The 18,268-nt window shown below is 34.4% G+C and carries 21 protein-coding genes; 13 read left to right on the top strand and 8 right to left on the bottom strand.

Going from position 1 to position 18,268, the window contains the following annotated elements:
• Positions 1 to 7 precede the first annotated feature (7 nt).
• Both ACYQZV_RS03460 and ACYQZV_RS03465 read left to right on the top strand, forming a co-directional pair.
• Complete coding sequence (locus tag ACYQZV_RS03460) at positions 8 to 1,528, top strand: glycosyltransferase family protein (protein ID WP_459893228.1); 1,521 nt, start codon at positions 8 to 10, stop codon at positions 1,526 to 1,528.
• Entirely contained in the window at positions 1,525 to 2,172 is a 648-nt protein-coding gene (locus ACYQZV_RS03465; protein ID WP_459893230.1) for an endonuclease III domain-containing protein, read from the top strand. Before ACYQZV_RS03460 ends, ACYQZV_RS03465 begins: the two co-directional genes overlap by 4 nt.
• Here ACYQZV_RS03465 and ACYQZV_RS03470 read toward each other — a convergent pair.
• Together ACYQZV_RS03470 and ACYQZV_RS03475 are read right to left on the bottom strand one after the other, a co-directional pair.
• Entirely contained in the window at positions 2,135 to 3,613 is a 1,479-nt protein-coding gene (locus ACYQZV_RS03470; protein ID WP_459893232.1) for a sodium:solute symporter family protein, read from the bottom strand. The genes ACYQZV_RS03465 and ACYQZV_RS03470 overlap by 38 nt on opposite strands.
• Entirely contained in the window at positions 3,606 to 3,782 is a 177-nt protein-coding gene (locus tag ACYQZV_RS03475) for a DUF3311 domain-containing protein (protein WP_459893234.1), read from the bottom strand. The genes ACYQZV_RS03470 and ACYQZV_RS03475 overlap by 8 nt, the downstream gene beginning before the upstream one ends.
• Positions 3,783 to 3,861: 79 nt before the next feature.
• Here ACYQZV_RS03475 and hisD point away from each other — a divergent pair, with 79 nt between their 5' ends.
• Genes hisD through ACYQZV_RS03500 form a run of 5 tightly spaced genes read left to right on the top strand, consistent with a single transcriptional unit; the run spans position 3,862 to position 9,288 of the window.
• Complete coding sequence (gene hisD, locus ACYQZV_RS03480; protein ID WP_459893236.1) at positions 3,862 to 5,142, top strand: histidinol dehydrogenase; 1,281 nt, start codon at positions 3,862 to 3,864, stop codon at positions 5,140 to 5,142.
• Complete coding sequence (locus ACYQZV_RS03485; RefSeq protein WP_459893238.1) at positions 5,139 to 5,681, top strand: hypothetical protein; 543 nt, start codon at positions 5,139 to 5,141, stop codon at positions 5,679 to 5,681. The genes hisD and ACYQZV_RS03485 overlap by 4 nt, the downstream gene beginning before the upstream one ends.
• Positions 5,678 to 6,514, top strand: a complete 837-nt coding sequence (locus ACYQZV_RS03490) for a bifunctional 5,10-methylenetetrahydrofolate dehydrogenase/5,10-methenyltetrahydrofolate cyclohydrolase (protein ID WP_459893240.1) — start codon at positions 5,678 to 5,680, stop codon at positions 6,512 to 6,514. Before ACYQZV_RS03485 ends, ACYQZV_RS03490 begins: the two co-directional genes overlap by 4 nt.
• Entirely contained in the window at positions 6,511 to 8,613 is a 2,103-nt protein-coding gene (ligA, locus tag ACYQZV_RS03495; RefSeq protein WP_459893242.1) for an NAD-dependent DNA ligase LigA, read from the top strand. The genes ACYQZV_RS03490 and ligA overlap by 4 nt, the downstream gene beginning before the upstream one ends.
• Before the next feature lie 12 nt (positions 8,614 to 8,625).
• Complete coding sequence (locus ACYQZV_RS03500; protein ID WP_459893244.1) at positions 8,626 to 9,288, top strand: hypothetical protein; 663 nt, start codon at positions 8,626 to 8,628, stop codon at positions 9,286 to 9,288.
• A 2-nt stretch (positions 9,289 to 9,290) separates the two neighbouring features.
• On the opposite strand, the gene ACYQZV_RS03505 is transcribed toward ACYQZV_RS03500, so the two are convergent.
• The 4 genes from ACYQZV_RS03505 to ACYQZV_RS03520 form a co-directional block, all read right to left on the bottom strand.
• Positions 9,291 to 9,698 carry a DsrE family protein gene (locus ACYQZV_RS03505; RefSeq protein ID WP_459893246.1) on the bottom strand — a complete coding sequence of 136 codons (408 nt, stop codon included), beginning with the start codon at positions 9,696 to 9,698 and terminating at the stop codon, positions 9,291 to 9,293.
• Between the two features lie 44 nt (positions 9,699 to 9,742).
• Positions 9,743 to 10,327, bottom strand: coding sequence for a DUF3501 family protein (locus ACYQZV_RS03510; protein WP_459893248.1), 585 nt, complete (start codon positions 10,325 to 10,327; stop codon positions 9,743 to 9,745).
• Positions 10,324 to 11,613: a heterodisulfide reductase-related iron-sulfur binding cluster gene (locus ACYQZV_RS03515; RefSeq protein ID WP_459893250.1), complete on the bottom strand. Its 1,290-nt coding sequence runs from the start codon at positions 11,611 to 11,613 to the stop codon at positions 10,324 to 10,326. The genes ACYQZV_RS03510 and ACYQZV_RS03515 overlap by 4 nt, the downstream gene beginning before the upstream one ends.
• Positions 11,614 to 11,688: 75 nt before the next feature.
• Positions 11,689 to 12,120: a rubrerythrin family protein gene (locus ACYQZV_RS03520; RefSeq protein WP_459893252.1), complete on the bottom strand. Its 432-nt coding sequence runs from the start codon at positions 12,118 to 12,120 to the stop codon at positions 11,689 to 11,691.
• A 152-nt stretch (positions 12,121 to 12,272) separates the two neighbouring features.
• Between ACYQZV_RS03520 and ACYQZV_RS03525 the strand changes: the two genes are divergently transcribed.
• Genes ACYQZV_RS03525 through ACYQZV_RS03550 form a run of 6 tightly spaced genes read left to right on the top strand, consistent with a single transcriptional unit; the run spans position 12,273 to position 15,386 of the window.
• Complete coding sequence (locus tag ACYQZV_RS03525; RefSeq protein WP_459893254.1) at positions 12,273 to 12,671, top strand: nuclear transport factor 2 family protein; 399 nt, start codon at positions 12,273 to 12,275, stop codon at positions 12,669 to 12,671.
• Positions 12,672 to 13,478: a hypothetical protein gene (locus ACYQZV_RS03530; protein WP_459893256.1), complete on the top strand. Its 807-nt coding sequence runs from the start codon at positions 12,672 to 12,674 to the stop codon at positions 13,476 to 13,478.
• Positions 13,465 to 13,890 carry a type II secretion system major pseudopilin GspG gene (gene gspG, locus ACYQZV_RS03535; protein ID WP_459893258.1) on the top strand — a complete coding sequence of 142 codons (426 nt, stop codon included), beginning with the start codon at positions 13,465 to 13,467 and terminating at the stop codon, positions 13,888 to 13,890. Before ACYQZV_RS03530 ends, gspG begins: the two co-directional genes overlap by 14 nt.
• Positions 13,862 to 14,194: a PulJ/GspJ family protein gene (locus ACYQZV_RS03540; protein ID WP_459893260.1), complete on the top strand. Its 333-nt coding sequence runs from the start codon at positions 13,862 to 13,864 to the stop codon at positions 14,192 to 14,194. Before gspG ends, ACYQZV_RS03540 begins: the two co-directional genes overlap by 29 nt.
• Positions 14,191 to 14,661 (top strand): prepilin-type N-terminal cleavage/methylation domain-containing protein, encoded by a 471-nt coding sequence (locus ACYQZV_RS03545; protein WP_459893262.1) that lies wholly within the window; start codon positions 14,191 to 14,193, stop codon positions 14,659 to 14,661. The genes ACYQZV_RS03540 and ACYQZV_RS03545 overlap by 4 nt, the downstream gene beginning before the upstream one ends.
• Positions 14,662 to 14,696: 35 nt before the next feature.
• Positions 14,697 to 15,386 (top strand): hypothetical protein, encoded by a 690-nt coding sequence (locus tag ACYQZV_RS03550; protein ID WP_459893264.1) that lies wholly within the window; start codon positions 14,697 to 14,699, stop codon positions 15,384 to 15,386.
• Here ACYQZV_RS03550 and ACYQZV_RS03555 read toward each other — a convergent pair.
• Together ACYQZV_RS03555 and ACYQZV_RS03560 are read right to left on the bottom strand one after the other, a co-directional pair.
• A complete protein-coding gene (locus ACYQZV_RS03555) occupies positions 15,383 to 16,606 on the bottom strand; it encodes an N-acetylmuramoyl-L-alanine amidase family protein (RefSeq protein ID WP_459893266.1) in 1,224 nt (407 codons plus the stop codon). The two genes, ACYQZV_RS03550 and ACYQZV_RS03555, sit on opposite strands and share 4 nt — an antisense overlap.
• Positions 16,557 to 18,266 carry an ATP-binding protein gene (locus ACYQZV_RS03560; protein WP_459893268.1) on the bottom strand — a complete coding sequence of 570 codons (1,710 nt, stop codon included), beginning with the start codon at positions 18,264 to 18,266 and terminating at the stop codon, positions 16,557 to 16,559. Before ACYQZV_RS03560 ends, ACYQZV_RS03555 begins: the two co-directional genes overlap by 50 nt.
• Positions 18,267 to 18,268 lie beyond the last annotated feature (2 nt).

The following is an 18,268-nucleotide window of genomic DNA, read 5'->3' on the forward strand; positions in this document are numbered from 1 at the left end:
AGAGCTTATGAGAGTTTTATTGGTAGGTTGGGCTCCACCTTCTGAACCACAAAGTGGTGAAGATAAACACATATATATACTTGCCAAAAATCTGAAAACTTTAGGACATCATGTAGAGGTTTTTACAATATTACCACCTTTTATGATAGGTAAGCAAAACGAGTTTGATCTTTTAAACGCCCAGTACGATGGTATAACCTACAACATTTTTACCAGAAAGGATTGGTTTTTATATCAACATGGTTACTCACCTATGACAGAGGTTTATGAAGAGCCTACCACTCAGATTTGGTTTAAATTCCTAGCCATGAAACCAGATTGGGATTTTATACATTTTCAATCTATTATGCCCCTTTCTATAATAGAAAAAACAAAACAACTGGGATACAACGTTTTAAGCACTATGCATTCTATGTATATCTTAGAGCCCTCTTGGCACATGTTTTCCACTTACAAGTACGAGCAAAATCATTTTCAATGTATAGCTCAAGATGAGTTTACACCGGAAAGATTTGTGGAAGAATACAACGTTATGATGGGTCTAAACCTTACAGAATCTCAGAAAAAAGTAGTGGCTGTGGAGATGAAAAGAAGACTTGATTACGGCAAATACCTTATGGAAGATATAATAGACTTAAACATATCAAACGGAGTTTACGGAACTTTTGCTGTTTTAGATTTTGGAGTAAAACCAGACAATATAATGAACTTGGTTTTGCCAGAGCAAGGTTTTGCTACAAACCAAAGAGATGAGAAAAAAACAAAAGAAATAATAGAAAAAGCAAGGTTAAAATACTCAAAACCAAGAGAGAAAACAATTTTTGCCTTCTTATCAAATTGGCAAGTAACAAAGGGTCATCATATTATATTAAAAGCTTTGGATTATTTGAGAGATTTAGAAGGTAAATTTGAAGTAAGACTATACGGAAATCCAGAGATAAACCCAAACTATAAATATTTTATGCTAAGCCTTTTTAAAGATAAATTTATAAAATCTCATGTTAGAGTGATGGGTATATATACACATGCTCAATTAGATAGTATATGCGACGAGATACATATACACATAAACCCACACATCTGGGCGGCTGGTCCTACCACGGCTTTTGGTGAAACTTCACAAAGAGGGGTAATGCAGATGTGGACTAAGGGTAGGCATTCTGATATTTTTGAAAAGTTTAACGAAGAGATGATGTTTAATAGAAAGCTCCTTAACGAAGATATAAGTCAAAAGTTAAAGCATATAAATAGATATTACTTGTCAGAAGATAGTTTAAATTATATGAAAAATAAGTTTAAGGTTTTTAATATAAACAGCTATAAAGACCAAGATGAAAAGCTTAAAAACTACATATTGGAGTGCGGGGACCCAGAGGACTTAGCGAAAAAGATGAGATTTTTTATAGAAAATAAAGATCACAACATATTTGATGATTGGTATTACCTTATAGGGTACGACATGGAAAATCCACCACCGCTGCCAGAAATATCTGATACTAAAAAATACGTAGAGCTTATTTATAAGTGAAAAAAGGGGATTTGTCAAAAGTATTTAGGCTTTTAAAAAAAGATTACGAAGAAAACCATGCTCCTGTCGTAACGCTTGTAGCTCAAACCACAAAAGACCCCTTTAGAGTGCTTGTGTGTGCTCTTTTATCCACTAGAACAAAGGATGAAACTACTTCAAAAGTCTGTGAGAGATTTTTCTCTAAAATAAAATCTATAAAGGATTTGTACAATACAGATGAGGAAGTGTTAAAACAACTTATATACGGTGTTGGTTTTTACAATACAAAAGCCAAAAACTTAAAAATATTGGCAGATATTGTATTGAAAAAATACGACGGTGCTATACCCAATACCCAAGAAGAGCTTATGAAATTGCCTGGCGTTGGCCTTAAAGTGGCAAATTTGGTGCTAGCAGAAGGCTTTGGTCTACCAGCTATATGTGTGGATATTCATGTGCACCGTATTACCAACAGATGGTGTCTTATAAAAACTAAAACTCCAGAGCAAACCGAAAAAATATTAAGGGAAATATTACCTAAGAAATACTGGATTGAAATAAATAGATATTTGGTATCGCTTGGTCAGCGTATTTGTAAACCCCAAAAACCTCTTTGTAATATATGCCCTATTGAGAGCTTTTGCGGAAAATGTATTGATAAATAGAGCCAAGGGCTACTATAGAAAGATTTACCCCTAAGGCTACTACTCCTATAAAGATAGGACCTAAGCTTGTGGGCATTAAAACATTCTGTATAAGACCAAAATGATTTACCGCTTCTAACTCGTATATACCTACTGCTATGCCGGCTAAAAGACCTATGAGCAAGCTTTCTTTGTTTAAGTTTTTTATGAAAAGCCCAAGAAAGATAGAAGGAAGCGTCTGAAGTACGATAATGCCTCCTATTAGCTGTAGAGCTATTGCAAAAGTGGGCGGTACTAAAAACACAAATACAAGGGGTATAAGTTTAAATAAGAAAGAGAACCATTTTGCAAGTTTTGTTTCATTAGAAGAATTTGAAAGCTTTAGCTCTCTCAAGATGTTTACCATAAGGTTTGAACTAGCTATGGCCATTATAGAAGCTGGTACTAAACCACCTATAAATATACCAAGAAGCGCTACACCGCTAAACCACTGAGGCATTGTTGATATTATTAAAACCGGTACCACAAAAGAACCCCTTGCAGTGGGCGGTATATGGTTTAGCATATCCATAGCAGGTTTTACTTCATATATCAAAACACCAAAAAGTGCCAGCACCGCAAGGCCTATACCGTATATAGGTAAAAATGCTATGGATTTTTTTAACACCTTTACATCGCTAGAACTAAGACATCCTGTAATGGCGTGTGGATACAAAAATAGCGCCAATGCACTCATCACGGATAAGCTTATGTACGCACTTATGAGCTTTGGATTTAAGCTTGTGTACTCTTTTTTTATATGAAAAGCTTGATAAAACCCATGATAATGAAGTGGTATGTAAACAATCAAAACAACCACTGTCCCAAGTATCAAAAAATCTTTTAAAACCGCTGTTAAAGTAGCTCCTCTAAGTCCTGATTTGTAAGTAAACCAAGATAGTATTAAAAATGCTATACTAAGGGAAATCTCATTTAGAAGGTTTTGATTTATGTCTTTAAACTGCATCAAAAGAGTAGCTAGTACCACCTTCATTCCGACTATTTGAAGTGCTATGTATGGAAGCTCAGCCAATATGCCTACCAACGCTATTGTGATAGCTAGAGCTTTAGAATTGTATCTATCTTTTACGAAATCTACGGCTGTTATATGGCATTTTTCCTTTGAAACTGTGAAAAATTTTGGCATTACTGCCAATGCTACTCCAAATCCCATTGCTACATAAGGTACTGCGAAGAAAAATACGGGTCCTTTTGCGAAAAGCCCAGATGGTACAGCTATAAATGTGTAAGCGGTAAAAAGATCAGCTCCTATCAAAAACCATAAGAGCCATGCCCCAAACTTTTGTCCACCCAAAGCCCACTCGTGAAGCAAATCTAAATCTCCTGCCCTAAAATCTTTTCCCTTTAAACCAAGATATGAAAATACTATAAAAAGTGTTACAAAAACTGTTATACTAACCATCGTCTTTGCTCCAAAACACTGCCAAGGCGTAAAACAATGATGTTATTATAAGCATAAGTATTTGAAACCAGTAAAAAAACGGCAACCCTAACAATTCTGGGCTTTTATGGTTGTAAAAAAATACAAGTATATATACTATAGTTGGTATGAGCAGCAATATATAGTACATAGTTAATTATTATACCAATTTTATAAATTTTATAATTTTATTTTTATGCTTTTAGGAAAAATTTGATAGAATATATGTTATGATAGCTATTGAAGATTTTACAAACAAAGATTTTAAAAGCTCCAAAACCCTTGAAAATATTTTAAATAGAGCCAAGGTTTTTGAACAAAACTATTTGGATAAAGTAAGAGACATTATAGACAATGTCATCAAATATAAAGATGAAGCACTTTACAGATACGCTTTAGAGTTTGACAACATAGATCTTAGGCAAGATGGTATAGAAATACCTAAAGCGGCTTTGAAAGAAGCTTACGATACCATAGATGATAAAACAAGAGAAGCTATTGAGATTGCCTACGAAAGAGTTTATAAATTTCACGAAAATCAAAAAGAAAAATCTTTTATCGTAGAAGAAGAAGGCATCATTTTAGGGCAGAGGGTTTTGCCTGTAGAAAGTGCTGGGCTTTATGTGCCAGGTGGTAAAGCCGCTTATCCTTCGTCGGTTATCATGAATGCAGTTCCGGCTAAGGTGGCTGGTGTACCACATATATATATGGTATGTCCAAAGCCCACTAAAGAGGTTTTAGCAGCAGCTTATATTTGTGGTATAGATAGGGTTTTTAGAATAGGTGGGGCTCAAAGTATAGCTGCTTTAGCCTATGGTACTGAGACAGTGCCACCCGTAGAGAAGATAGTAGGGCCTGGTAATATTTATGTAGCCACTGCTAAAAGGTTAGTATACGGAATAGTAGGTATAGACATGATAGCGGGTCCATCTGAAGTCCTTATAATAGCTGATGCTAGTGCAGACCCTACCTTCGTAGCTATGGATATGCTTTCTCAAGCTGAACATGATGAGCTTGCAAGCGCTGTTTTGGTGACAAACTGCGAAGATTTAGCTTACAGTGTAGCAAAAGAAATAGAGAATTTTTTAACTCACTTAGAAAGAAAAGATATCGCTTCAAAATCAATAGAAAATTACGGAGCTATTTTTATAGTCAAAAATTTAGAAAAAGCCTGTGAGTTAGCTAATGTAATAGCTCCAGAACACCTTGAAATAAACACGGAAAATCCTTTTGAGCTTTTAGGGTTTATAAAAAACGCCGGAGCTATATTCTTAGGTGAATATACTGTAGAAGCGTTGGGAGATTACTGCCTTGGGCCAAACCACACACTACCAACAGGCAGAAGTGCCAGATTTTCTTCTGCTCTTGGAGTTTATGATTTCGTAAAGCGCTCATCTATACTTTTTGTATCTAAAAAAGGTTTTGATAAAGTAAAACATCATGCTTACAATTTAGCAAAGTCAGAGGGTCTTCATGCTCACGCTTCTTCTATAGAGTTAAGAGGTTTATGAAAAAGCTATTTTTTCTACTATGTATTGGGCTTTTAACATACTCTTGCGCTCCTATTACAAAATGCAAACCTTATCAGAAAGAAAGCATTTCTATACCACAAAATTTTAGAGCTAAGATTTATGTTTCTTACGGTATTTTAAAATATCCTATTTCTTTGGTAAAAGCTAAAAACGATTATACGTTAGAGACTTTTATAGGAAATCTTAATTTTAAAAACAATCTATGCTTTGGCGGTGGTTGTGTAAACATTCCAATAGACTTGTCTAAACTTATTTACGGAGATGTAATAGATAAAGAAGATGAAATATCTTGTAAAGATGGTTATACAGTATACAAAGGTGGAAATAGCGTTTATAAAAAAATGGTTTACGTGAAAGATGGTAAACTTTATAAAATGGATATTTTAAAACCAGATGGCACAAAAGAGATTAGCGTATACTTCAAAGACAGATCAAAGGACGGTTATTATAAAAAATTAGAAATAAAAAATGATAATTTAGATTTAAATATAGATATAGAGGAAGTCAAAAGCATATGAACATATTGGATGGAAAAGCTTTAGCAAAAAAGATAAAACATAGTATAAAAGAAGAGGTGAAACACTTTGGTAGAAAGCCAAAGCTTGTGGTGGTATTGGTTGGAGATGACCCAGCTAGCCTAGTTTATGTGAAAAATAAGGTGCAGGCTTGTGCAGATGTTGGTTTTAGCTCACAGCTTGATATGTTTGAAAAAGATGTTGATGAAAGCATGTTGTTAGACCATATAAAGCGATTAAATGAGCAAGAGGATGTAGATGGTATTTTGGTACAGCTACCGCTACCTTCTCATATATCCATGCATAAAGTGATTGATGCTATAGATCCTTTAAAGGATGTGGACGGTTTTCATCCCAACAACATGGGTAAACTCTTTTCTGGAGATATAGAAAAGGCTTTTATTCCTTGCACACCTCTTGGTATTAAGCTTTTATTGGATGAATACAATATAGATGTAAAAGGTAAAAACGTGTGTATAGTGGGAGCTGGGTTCATAGTGGGAAAACCTCTTTCTATGCTTATGCTTTCTTACGATGCAACGGTGAGCGTTTGTCATAAATATACAAAAGATATTTTAGAATACACTAAAAACGCCGATATATTGGTATCGGCTACAGGAGTGCCTTTTCTTATAAAGGATTTTATGGTGAAAGAGGGTGCTGTGGTGATAGATGTTGGCATCTCAAAGGTAAACGGCAAGATAGTAGGAGATGTGGATTTTGAGAGCGTGTCTCAAAAAGCTTCTTTTATAACACCAGTCCCGGGTGGTGTTGGACCTATGACAGTGGCTACCCTTCTTTTAAATACGTTAAAAGCTTACAAACAGCATCTATGAACGACAAGTTTTTTATAGACAAAACAAAGGAGATATTAAAAACTTATAACCTTTCCCCAGACAAACATCCCCCTAAACTTTCAAAAGAAGAAGCCACAAAGATAGTTGATACGCTAAAAGAGCTTATAAACTACCACGATTATAGATATTATGTCTTGAACCAACCTGTCATATCTGACTCAGAATACGACGCTTTGTACAAATTTCTCAAAAGTATAGAAGAGGCTTATCCTGATTTGATAACTCCAGACTCTCCGACCCAAAGAGTATCTTCTGATATATCAAGCACGTTTCCTCAGGTAAAGCATTTAGCTCCGATGCTTTCTTTAGACAACACTTACAACGAAGATGATTTGAAAGATTTTGACAGAAGGGTAAAAGAATTAAGCGGGAAAGACCATATCGAGTACTGTGTTGAACCAAAATATGACGGTGCTGGAATATCGCTTTTATATGAAAATGATCTTTTTGTACGAGGAGCTACCAGAGGAGATGGCGAAGTAGGTGAAGATATTACTAAAAACTTAAAAACTATAAAAACCATTCCTCTTAGGGCATCTTTTTCAAAACAAGGTATAAGGCTTTTAGAAATAAGAGGAGAAGTGATAATAAACAAGGAAGATTTTAAAAAGATAAACGAAGAGAGAATCTCAGACAACCTTCCACCCTATGCAAATCCAAGAAATTTAGCAGCTGGTTCTATAAGGCTTCAAGACCCTCAGGAAGTGGCTAAAAGGCCTCTAACTGCTTTAGTTTATCAGATTACTTACGTAGAGCCAAGTACTGCCATGCCAAAAACTCATTACGAAGCCATTAAGATGCTTCACGAACTTGGTTTTAAAACACCATTTTTGGATATGAAGCTTTGTAAAAATATTGAAGAGGTTATTGATTACTGTAAATATTTTGAAGCCAAAAGAGATGCTCTTCCTTATGAAATAGATGGCATGGTTATAAAAGTAAACGATATATCGCTTTACGATGAGTTAGGCTTTACATCCCATGCACCAAGATGGGCTACGGCTTTTAAATTTAAGGCAAAACAAGCTACCACCGTTATCTTAGATGTGATATTTAGCGTTGGAAGGGTAGGCAATATAACTCCTGTGGCAAAGTTAGAACCAGTATCTTTGGGTGGTGTCACGATATCTAGCGTTTCTTTGTTTAACGAGGATTTTATAAGAGAAAAAGATATTCATATAAAGGATACGGTGATTATAGAAAGAGCTGGTGAGGTGATACCGTATGTGGTAAGTGTTGTAAAAGAGGCAAGACCAAAAGACGCTAAGCCAATAGTTTTTCCAGAGTATTGCCCTTCTTGTGGTTCTAAGCTAGTAAAAACACCAGGGGAAGTGGCTTGGCGTTGTGTAAATATATCATGTCCAGCTCAAGTGGTTTTAAGGATTAGGCATTTTGCATCAAAAGATGCTATGGACATAAAAGGTCTTGGTGAGGCCGTAGCTCAACTTTTATACGATGCGAAGCTTGTTAGGAATATAGCTGATCTTTATTATCTAAAATTTTCCGACCTTGTAAGACTTCCAAGGTTTGCCAAAAAATCTGCTCAAAATCTCATAGATGCCATAGAAGCTTCTAAAAGAAGAGGTCTTGCGAGGGTGCTTTACGGTCTTGGAATAAGGTATGTGGGTCTTACCACTGCTAAAAAACTAGCTTCTTACTATAAAGATATATGGAATATTGTAAAAGCTTCAGAAGACGATTTAAGAAATATAGAAGATATAGGTGATATAGTGGCAAGAAGCATAAAAGAGTTTTTTAGCTTAGAGCAAAATATAAACATAGTAAAAAGACTAGAAGAGGCCGGCGTGCTATTGAAAGAGATTTCTGAGGCAAAGTCTAATAAGCTAGCCGGTTTTCAATTTGTTTTTACAGGCACCCTTTCTTGTTGTACCAGAGAGGCGGCTAAACAAATGGTAGAGTCTTTGGGAGCTAGCACTTCTGATAGCGTAACTCATCACACTTCTTACCTTGTGGTGGGACAAGACCCAGGCAGTACCAAACTACGGAAGGCAACTATGCTTGGTGTTAAAACCATGAACGAAGAGGAGTTTTTAAAGCTTTTAGAAGAGAGTAAGTAAAGGAGGAGGGTTATGACAGACTTTGATATTGATTTATTGCTTATAAAATTAATAAAGCAAAGTTCACATATAACTTTGTTTGATTTGATAAAGGTTGTTAAAGAAGCTAGTGCTTTGTTTAATGAGAAAGTAACTGCTCAACTCAAAGATATAGATATTTTTGACAACATATTAAAACTAGATGACGATATTCCAGTTTTAGAGTTAAAAAAGGTACTTATAGGAATTAAAGAGAATTTGTACGGTTCTTACATTAGGGCCTCTAGTATTATGATGATAGACTCTATCAAAGAGCAATTTATTGATGCTGAACATGTATCTGAGGAGGAATTGAAGTATATAAACGATCTGTTTGATAGCCTTTTGGAGATGCAGAGACTTTACAATTTTATCAAGCATTTTACAAAGGCTTTGAAAGTTCCTAACTTAGCGGATGAGATTAACCAAAATATTACTCAAGAGAAGATAAGAAAAATGATGGAGGAAAAGTCTAATAAAAGGCTTAACATACTAAAAGAAATAGAGGATACCCAGATAAAAATAATAGATTTAAAACGAGAAAGAGATAAAATTATCAACAGAATTACTGGTAAGAGTAAAGATATAGAATTTCACATAAAAGCCCTAGAAGAAAAACTAGGGCTACTTAGAAAACAATTTAAAGACTTAGTTTAATATTATGGTTTTATATAGATAAAGCCTTCTTTCTCAAGTTTGTTTATATCTACAAGGGCGCCTTTAACAGGTTTTGCAAAGCTTCCCATCATGTTTTTTGTGATGTGAAATTTTTTCATGGTGTTCTCACATACGTGAAACGTAATACGTCCTTTGCTATTCTTTACAAAACGCTCAAAAGCTTTCTCTTCTTTTGAGTTTTTAAGCATATACTTGATAGTAGGGCCCCAAATTTCTACTACCACATGAGCTTCCTTGTTTTTTGAGGTATGCTCTAAAATATTGTTTACCATTTTTAGGCTTTTGGGATTATGAAAATCCAATACAACATTTAGAGGCTCTCCAAAGCCTGACAAAGAAAAGACCAATCCAAACACCAAAGTTAGTATGTATAAACTAATTCCTTTCATGCTATAAATCTATAGCTAGTTAACCTAAAATACAATGATAACCATCATTCGCTGTATAGGTCTTTTACAAGCTCTTCTTTTATTTCTTGTGTTATCTCTTGCTTTATCTTAATATCTTTGTGCTCTATTTCTATGAAAGCCTTTTCATTTTTGAAAAGCTCTTTTTGAAGATTATCAAAATCGAATTTTATAAAATGTATTGTGGCAGCTTTACCAAATTTGTAATCCATATCGCTTTGTTCGTTTGCTTTTGCTTTTATCTTATGGTCTTTAAAAGATATGAAAATACTATCATGGATACCGACCAGTTCTTTTAGCATGAGTTTTCTTTTTTCATCGTCTGGTATTTCTATAAAAAATGTGGCGCTAAGCTGATTTTGCTCTGGTATTAAATCGTTGTAAACTTCTATCTCAAAGTTTATATCCTCATCCTTTACCATGCGCTCAGCCCTAATCATCTCTTGTATTTGAAACCATACGCTAAATGTATTTTCAAAAAATATATGAAACATATCTTGTAAAAATATACTTCTTTTTTTCTTTAGATCCAAAAGCTCTTTTACTTTTTCTGGTCTTACCTTTTCGTATTCGTATAAGTTTAGTATATCTTCAAAAGCTACTTTTTTCATACACTATCTCCATAGGCCATAGATAATACTTCTATTGGGCTTTTAACTGCTCTTGATGTGTTAAGCTCTATAAAGTTTCCAGCCAAGGGACAATCTGATACTACCAAATCTGCTTTTTGGTTTAAAATATTTTCAAAAAGAGGCTTTCCTACGTTTATCGCCATATCAAAGGTATCTTTTTTAACGCCAAAGGTCCCGTCGTGTCCAGAGCATATCTCTACTATCCTTACTTTTGTATTTGGTATCATTCTCATTAGGGCCGCCGATTTATAGCCAACACCTAGAGATTTTAGATGACAGGCTATGTGATAATCTATTTTACCCATAGGATTTTTAAAGTCTTTGTTGAAGAGGTTTTCTTGGCTTAGAGAAAATAGATAGTCACCTATCTCATAGGTTTTTTCTGATATCTCTTTTGCTTCATCGGTTCTTAAAAGTAGAGGATACTCATGCTTTATTTGCAAGGCGCAAGTGGGTACTGGTACTATCACATCGTATCCATTTCTAACATAATCTATCATCATGTCTACGTTGTATTTGGCTTTTTTGATAGAGCTATCTAAATCTCCTATATCAAAAAATGGTATACCACAGCAATTTTGTTCTGGCACTTCTATATGAATGTTGTTTTTGTAAAGTACGTGAAGCAAAGCTTTTCCTTTTTCCAAAAAGTTATAATTTAATAAACACGTGTAAAATAAAACCGCTTTTCTTACTGGATTTTTGACTGGTAGCAAGTTATCCTTCAAAAAACTTGTAAAAGTTTTATCATTTATGTGGGGTAGCTTTGCCCTTTGGTCAATGCCTGCAGTTTTTTCCATTATAAGTCTTACAGGTTTTATATTCATTGTTTCGTTCGCTATTTTTGAAAAAGGTACGGATATTTTTCCAACTAAATCGGTATCAAGCATTAATTTATCAGTGATCCTTGCACCTTTCTTTTTAAATTTTATAGCTTTATATCTTAAAGATAGGTGAGGGAAATCAAGTTTCCACTCGTGAGGTGGTGTGTATGGGCATTTAAAATAACATTGCTTGCAGTGAAAACAAAGCTCTAATGGTTTTTCTAACTCTTCTTTTGTAAGAGCTTCTATGCTATCGTTTTTTTTGTCTACCGCATCAAAAAGTGCTGGAAACGACGGACAAAAATTTACGCACATTCTGCAGTCTTTGCATTTTGAATAAACCCTTTTGGCTTCCTCATAAAGGGCTTCTTCGTCGTAAAATTTAGGATCATCTAAGTTGAAGTTAAACTCCTTTAATCCACCTATTGATAACTCAGACATATATACTCCTTGTTATATTAAAATCTTACAAAATTGGTTTATAGAAGCTGGGCAAAAAGCCCAGCTTTTTGTTTATTAACCTTTTACGCTTTCCAATACTTTTTGGAATCTTCCTGCATGGGATTTTTCAGCTTTTGCCAAGGTTTCAAACCAAGCGGCTATATCGTCAAAACCTTCTTCCCTTGCTGTTTTGGCAAAGCCAGGATACATTTCGCTATACTCATAGACTTCACCTGCTACTGCCGACTCTAGCATCTCTTCTAGGGTTGACATTGGCTTGTCTGTAGCTGGGTCTACGCCGTTGTACTTTCTGAGATAGTCAAGGTGCCCAAAAGCATGTCCTGTTTCGCCTTCTGCCGTTTCTCTAAAGTTGTTGGCTACATCAGGATATCCTTGAATATCTGCCTCTCTTGCAAAATATAGATATCTTCTGTTTGCCTGGGATTCCCCAGCAAATGCATGTTTGAGACACTCTAGTGTCTTTGTGCCTTTTAAGTCCTTGCTCATAGGCCTTACCTCCTTTAAAATAAATTTTAATTTAGAATCATTATTAATAATAACCTTTAAAATCCAAAAAAACAATGACTATATGTCATAAATCTTTAATGTTTTGATAAAATTATATGAAATTTTTATATTCTAATGTTAAGATATATCTTATGAGAAATAGATTTTTTTATATATCTGGAATGGTGGTGTTAGTTTTTGTTTTCTCTAGCTGTTCTCCGCAAACCATAAACAACAATACTCCAGAAATGGTTTTAAAACATTTTATTAAGGATGTTGAAAACAATGATTTTAAGAATGCTATAAAATTTTTGAATCCAGATACCGTATCTTCTAGAGGTAAAATTTGGGCTAGAAGATGGGTTAAGCTAAACTCCTACAATATAAAAAGTATAAAAGTAGAAGATATAAGAGTGTTAGGTGGCACAGCCCACGCTAGAGTAGAGGTACTTTACAAAGACGGCAAAACAAAAGACACTGCTATAGATCTCATAAAAAACAACGGTACTTGGTATATAAGTCCATCTTTTAGTTTTAAGGAGGGAAAATAGATGAACAACTTAAGCATTTGGGAGATTTTTAAAAATTTGTTTGATTACACTCAAGCTTTCCTTGTAAAAAAACCAGGACCTATTGTAGTATATATAACGCTTGTACTTCTTTTTTCTTTGATAGACAATTTTATTCCCAAGGATTTGGTGCTCATAAACGTTTCGTTTTCTATATTTTGGACTATAATTTCAAACGCTTTTCTAATAAATATAGGTCATGTTGTAAGAGACAACAAAGATGTTATATCTTTTGAAAAAGCCATAAAACAAAAACAAACTTTAGGGTTTTTTACAGAATACCTTAAAGAGTCTTTAGGTATGCTTTTTGGCAATGCTATAGTATTTCTTATAATTTTTATAGGCGAAGCTTTGGTGTTAAACTTTAGTGGGCTTTTGAAGGCACTTTATGCTACCAAAAATCATTACGATTTTTTTGCTGTAAGCTACAATCTATCGATGGGGCTTGCTTTAGCGTTTGTGGTAATTACACTTTCTATGATATCTTATGTGGCCCCATATGTTTATGCTGGTGTTTACGCTTCTGATAGTTTTATAGAAGCTTTTACTAGAGTGTTTGATTTAATATCTTTTGGCATTTGGAAAAGAACCTTAAACCTTCAATATTTTTTTGATGTAAGCATGTGGTTTGTCTATTCTACAATGGTTATTGTTATGATATTGCCCCTAATGTTTTACGCTATTGTTGCTCCTATAGGTCTTATCATTTTGGCCATTTACATCATACAATTTCCTATGTTTAGTGTTATGATAAGATATTGGAGAAGTGATAAGCATGACACAATATAACAATATATCGTTTTATAAAAAGGGTTTTACCCTTATAGAGCTTTTAGTAGTAATAGTAATAATCGGTATACTATCTGCTATTATAATCCCTCGTATCACAAATAGAATTGGCGAGGCAAAGCTAAAAGCTACAAAAGTCCAGCTTAAAAACCTCCAAGGAGCTTTAGAACAGTATTATGTTGATACCGGCATGTATCCTACCACTGCTCAAGGGCTTCAAGCCTTGGTAGAAAAGCCTACAATACCACCAATTCCAGACAATTGGCATCAAGAACTTGACAAAGTGCCCACCGATGGTTGGGGGCATAAGTTTTACTATATATCTCCAGCTCCAGACCATCCTTACGATCTTTTTGCGAAAACTCCAGATGGTAAAAAAATAGATGTATGGACGATGCACCTTAAAAGATAATTCAAACGCAAGTATGCCACGCCCTACAAGTATGCCACGCAATACAAGTATACCAGGGTATAAGGGTTTTACGCTTTTAGAAGCTTTAGCAGCTTTCATAGTGTTTGCTGTTATGATATCTGGTGCTTATTCTCTATTGATTGAGGCTATAAAACTTCACCAAAGACAACAGAAGCTTGTGAAAGATTCTTTTTTCCTTTTTAACGATAAACAAAACAAGGGCGCTTCCATAAATCACCTTGGAGGCTTTAAATATCAGGTGCTTAAATACCACAACCTAAAAGTGCTGAGATTTTTGCCTTGAAAGTAAAAGGTTTTACGCTTTTAGAAGTGCTTGTAGTTATTATCATCATATCGTTGTTTTTTAGCATGCTTTTTGGAGCTTATTTTTTTGTTGTTAGTAAAAGCCTAAAAACTATGAAAAATTCTAAAAAATTGTATGATTATGCAAATGCTTTATATAGTATGAAAAAAGCTATAGAATGTGCTAAAATTATAAAGATAGATAACTCTAAGCGTTTTTCAAAAGTTTATTTATACACTTACTGTGGTATGTATAGAGGATTTTCTAAGGAAGTATTTTTTGTAAAAAACAACATCCTTTATGTGTACTCTTATCCATACGCTTTCGGAGATATATTTTTTTACGACCCTAGACTTGCCATCAAGTTAATACCTGTTGAAAAGTTTAGAGCAAAGTTTACAGTAAACAATTTTATAACCCTTAACATAAACAATAACCATTTTAATATACCAACTTTGATAAAGTAAGTAAAGTATCCAAGAAACTAAATATAATTATTTATATGCTTAATACAAAAAATGCGATAACGATACTTTTAATAGTGTTGGGACTTACGCTATTCTACCTTTGGTATAGCACTTGGCATAGAAATATATCCACCAACAACTTAAATAAACAGCTTATCCAAGAAAATGTAAAGCATGAAAAACCGTTGCAAACCCCTACGCTCACTCCCGCTAGCGCCAAACCAACTCCTACCAACGCTCAGAATGCTGTCAACGTAGATAATTCAAATAGCGCTAGCAACACCTCAGCCCAAATGTCAAACGTTAAAAGCAAACCAAACCACCAAAGCGCTGATACAAACTCCAAAAAGGCTTTCACAAACAATATAAAAACCACCAAAATTAAGAAAGTACAACTAGTAAAGAGATCAGCCAATAAAAACTTTACAAGATATAGAAAACCAACAATACCAATTACCTCAAAGCCAATTGTAAAACAACCTTTTATTAGAAAGCCGACTATACCTTATCCAGCAAAAAACAAAGGGAATTCTAGTATAACGCTTAAATTGCAAAAAAATGCCCAAAAACCCAATAAATTTATTTATTTGAAAAATGGCACTTATCAAGCTGGAGCTTTCAAGTATTTTTCTGATGCTTTGAGTTTCAGCTTAGAACTAAAAGCCCAAGGAAAACGTACGAAAATAATACATCAAGATGGTCTTTACAAGGTAATTGTTTATTAGCTACCTTTTAAGGCTATGTTGTTTTGGGGTTCTTCATTTTTGTTTGAACCAAAGAAGTAATCTACTATAGCCTCATACATGGCTTTTGCAAAAGCCCATTGGTAAGATGGGTTTGTAAGCTCTTTTACATCGTGGGGGTTGCTTATAAATCCAGTTTCTACCAAAACAGATGGTATGCCTGGTGTTCTTAATACCACAAAATTTCTTCTGTGTATATTATGTATATCTACATGCTTATGAAGATCTTTATCCAACGTATAAGCTAAATCTTTGGCGAAAACAAAGCTTTGATTTTTGGTTATATCTAAAGCAAGCCTTGCCAACACCTTTCTTGCACTTATGCTGGGTTCATATACGGCGTTGCCAAATACAAGATGAGCAAAGGCTTCGTTGTTTACTAGTTCGTTGTATTTCATATCTATACCGGGATTTGATAAAAAGTATATATTTGTACCATGCGGCCATGTTATATGACCAGGTGCCATATTGCAGTGTATACTGATAAACAAATCAGCTCTGTTTTCTATAGCTATTCTAGCTCTTTGTTGAAGTGGTATAAATACATCTTTGTCTCTAGTCATGATTACTTTAAATCTAGGGTCATGTTTTAGGAAGAAATCCAACTTTTTGCCTATTGCCAACACGATATTTTTTTCTTCTACACCACCTATACCTATAGCACCGGAGTCTTTTCCTCCGTGCCCAGGGTCTATAACCACTACCTTTACTCCTTTTGGATGTGGTATATATTTGTATGGCTTGGTGGATTTTGGATAACTTTCTATAGCCTCTAAGTATTTTTTGTCCACTACGCTAAGGGGGTCTTGGTCTTCATTGTAAGCTGTATTTTTTGATATTGGACGGTCTTTTAGGAGGTAAGCGTATTTTGGAGATATTATATTCAATATACTATCTTTTTGTGTTTTTATAGGCTTGTAGATATCTATAACTATTCTTTCTGGGTTTTGAAGCATAAAGCTTTTTACTGAGGAAGGGATATATGGCATCGTATATATAAATTTTCTATCGCCTATTTCTATAATAATGTTCCTACCTTCTTGATGAACTTTGTAAGTGCTTACATCTTTTACATCAAATACGTATCTAACTTTATCTTGATATATACCTTTTCTTACATCTATTATGGATGCCAAAGAAAAACTTATAAAGCTAATTAAAAGCGTTATCAATATCAGCACATATTTTTTCGGACATTTCATCTTTTGCCTCCTCTTTTCTGGTAGCCCATGGTGGCATAGGTACATTTACCATCGTTGGGGTTGGTATATCTGGTTGGTAAAGTATCATAGAGCCTTTCTTCAACATGCTTACCCTTTGTTTTAGGCTTTTAGAAAGAAACCCGTATTCTTCACCAGATAATTCTGCTGTATCAAGCCTTCCTACCACCTTTATGGCACTGTTTGCTATAATGCGTTTTTCCACCTCACTGGCTGTTTGCTGCGCACCTATTAGTATCACGCCTAAACTTCTTCCTCTTTCTGCTATATCAAGCAACGTATCTTTTATAGGACTCCAACCTTCTTTTGGAGCGTATTTATTTAATTCGTCTAAAAGCACAAAAATTTTAGGTTCTGATATACCGCTTTCTTCTCGTTGTCTAAATATCTTATCAAGCATAGTTCCTACTACAAACATCTTGCCTACACTATGAAGGTCACTTATGTCTATTACATTTATTGTACGCATGTTGTCTATTATATCTTTGATAATATTTTTTATATGCTTAGATGCTTCTTGTTTGATGAGAAGCTTTATATGTCTTATGCCAAAGGCAAATCTCCTTAAAAAAGCTTCTATGCTTTGAGAGCTTGTATTTCTACCAAACCATGCATAGTACCGTTCTTTTTCGTCTTTTTGGTTGTCGTAAATTTCTTGTAAAAGCTCGTATAAATCTTCCAAATCCTTTATTTCTCTACCCGCTTTATCATCTATTAGGGCATCTTTTGAATCTTTCGAAAGTTCATAAAGTTTATTTGAAATCTTATCTATTATAAAATTTAGGTTTGATATTTCTTGCTCGTTTTCTGCAAACATATATTTTAAAAGTCTTTCTGAAGCAAAATCCCTCATGCTAAATCCATATAGGTTTACATCGTATCTCGCTCCACCCATCGCTACTTCGCCGTCTTTTTTTTCTGGTGGACAATAAAAGGCTACATCTTTAAAGGGCATTGGTTCTAAGCCCATTAGTTCAAACTTTTTTGCATCTTCTTCTTTAAATCTTATATTTTCTTTGTCTAAAAACAGTAGGTCTTTACCTTTTACGTTGAATATCACAAATCTAGGTTTGCCTTCAGCTTTTTGGATGATAGAGTTTATTAAAAATAACGAATAAGAAGTTTTTGTAGCTACCCCAGACATCCCGCTTATAGATATGTGGGCTCCGTCTTTTCCATTTATGAAATTATAATTTATATATATGGGTAATCCATCCTGTGATACTCCTGCGGGTATTCTTGTTTCCATAGCATCAAAGAAAAGACCTTTGTCTCTATCTTCACCAAAAGCTTTAAAAACTTCATCCCCTGGTTTTGGTGGAATATAATACTGAGGCTCTATACGGTTTACATTGACCTTTGCTAAATATGTTGGATGTACTGGTACTATACCTTCTTTTGCCTTTATTTCTTGATAAAGGGTATCTACTCCTTCAAGACTTTTTGTTAGCTCTACCACAACTCCGTAAAATGTTATCTCTAAATCCTCATCGTCTTTCTTAGTTTTTGATTTACAAACCAACACGTCGTCTAACTGCACAAAAGCGTTTTCTTGTAAAAGCACATCAAAAGATAGCGGTGATGTAGTTTTTACTACAATTCCGACATAAGGAGCTTTTACATGGCTTTTAACGTTTTCCATTT

The organism is Hydrogenobaculum acidophilum, assembly GCF_054656715.1.

Coding starts and splice junctions, on each gene's coding strand:
- ligA (WP_459893242.1), top strand. CDS start 6,511: ATGAACGACAAGTTTTTTATAGACAAAACAAAGGAGATATTAAAAACT.
- ACYQZV_RS03470 (WP_459893232.1), bottom strand. CDS start 3,613: ATGGTTAGTATAACAGTTTTTGTAACACTTTTTATAGTATTTTCATAT.
- ACYQZV_RS03520 (WP_459893252.1), bottom strand. CDS start 12,120: ATGAGCAAGGACTTAAAAGGCACAAAGACACTAGAGTGTCTCAAACAT.
- ACYQZV_RS03490 (WP_459893240.1), top strand. CDS start 5,678: ATGAACATATTGGATGGAAAAGCTTTAGCAAAAAAGATAAAACATAGT.
- ACYQZV_RS03485 (WP_459893238.1), top strand. CDS start 5,139: ATGAAAAAGCTATTTTTTCTACTATGTATTGGGCTTTTAACATACTCT.
- ACYQZV_RS03560 (WP_459893268.1), bottom strand. CDS start 18,266: ATGGAAAACGTTAAAAGCCATGTAAAAGCTCCTTATGTCGGAATTGTA.
- ACYQZV_RS03510 (WP_459893248.1), bottom strand. CDS start 10,327: ATGAAAAAAGTAGCTTTTGAAGATATACTAAACTTATACGAATACGAA.
- ACYQZV_RS03540 (WP_459893260.1), top strand. CDS start 13,862: ATGTATGGACGATGCACCTTAAAAGATAATTCAAACGCAAGTATGCCA.
- hisD (WP_459893236.1), top strand. CDS start 3,862: ATGATAGCTATTGAAGATTTTACAAACAAAGATTTTAAAAGCTCCAAA.
- ACYQZV_RS03525 (WP_459893254.1), top strand. CDS start 12,273: ATGAGAAATAGATTTTTTTATATATCTGGAATGGTGGTGTTAGTTTTT.
- ACYQZV_RS03515 (WP_459893250.1), bottom strand. CDS start 11,613: ATGTCTGAGTTATCAATAGGTGGATTAAAGGAGTTTAACTTCAACTTA.
- ACYQZV_RS03505 (WP_459893246.1), bottom strand. CDS start 9,698: ATGAAAGGAATTAGTTTATACATACTAACTTTGGTGTTTGGATTGGTC.
- ACYQZV_RS03550 (WP_459893264.1), top strand. CDS start 14,697: ATGCTTAATACAAAAAATGCGATAACGATACTTTTAATAGTGTTGGGA.
- ACYQZV_RS03460 (WP_459893228.1), top strand. CDS start 8: ATGAGAGTTTTATTGGTAGGTTGGGCTCCACCTTCTGAACCACAAAGT.
- ACYQZV_RS03475 (WP_459893234.1), bottom strand. CDS start 3,782: ATGTACTATATATTGCTGCTCATACCAACTATAGTATATATACTTGTA.
- ACYQZV_RS03555 (WP_459893266.1), bottom strand. CDS start 16,606: ATGAAATGTCCGAAAAAATATGTGCTGATATTGATAACGCTTTTAATT.
- gspG (WP_459893258.1), top strand. CDS start 13,465: ATGACACAATATAACAATATATCGTTTTATAAAAAGGGTTTTACCCTT.
- ACYQZV_RS03500 (WP_459893244.1), top strand. CDS start 8,626: ATGACAGACTTTGATATTGATTTATTGCTTATAAAATTAATAAAGCAA.
- ACYQZV_RS03530 (WP_459893256.1), top strand. CDS start 12,672: ATGAACAACTTAAGCATTTGGGAGATTTTTAAAAATTTGTTTGATTAC.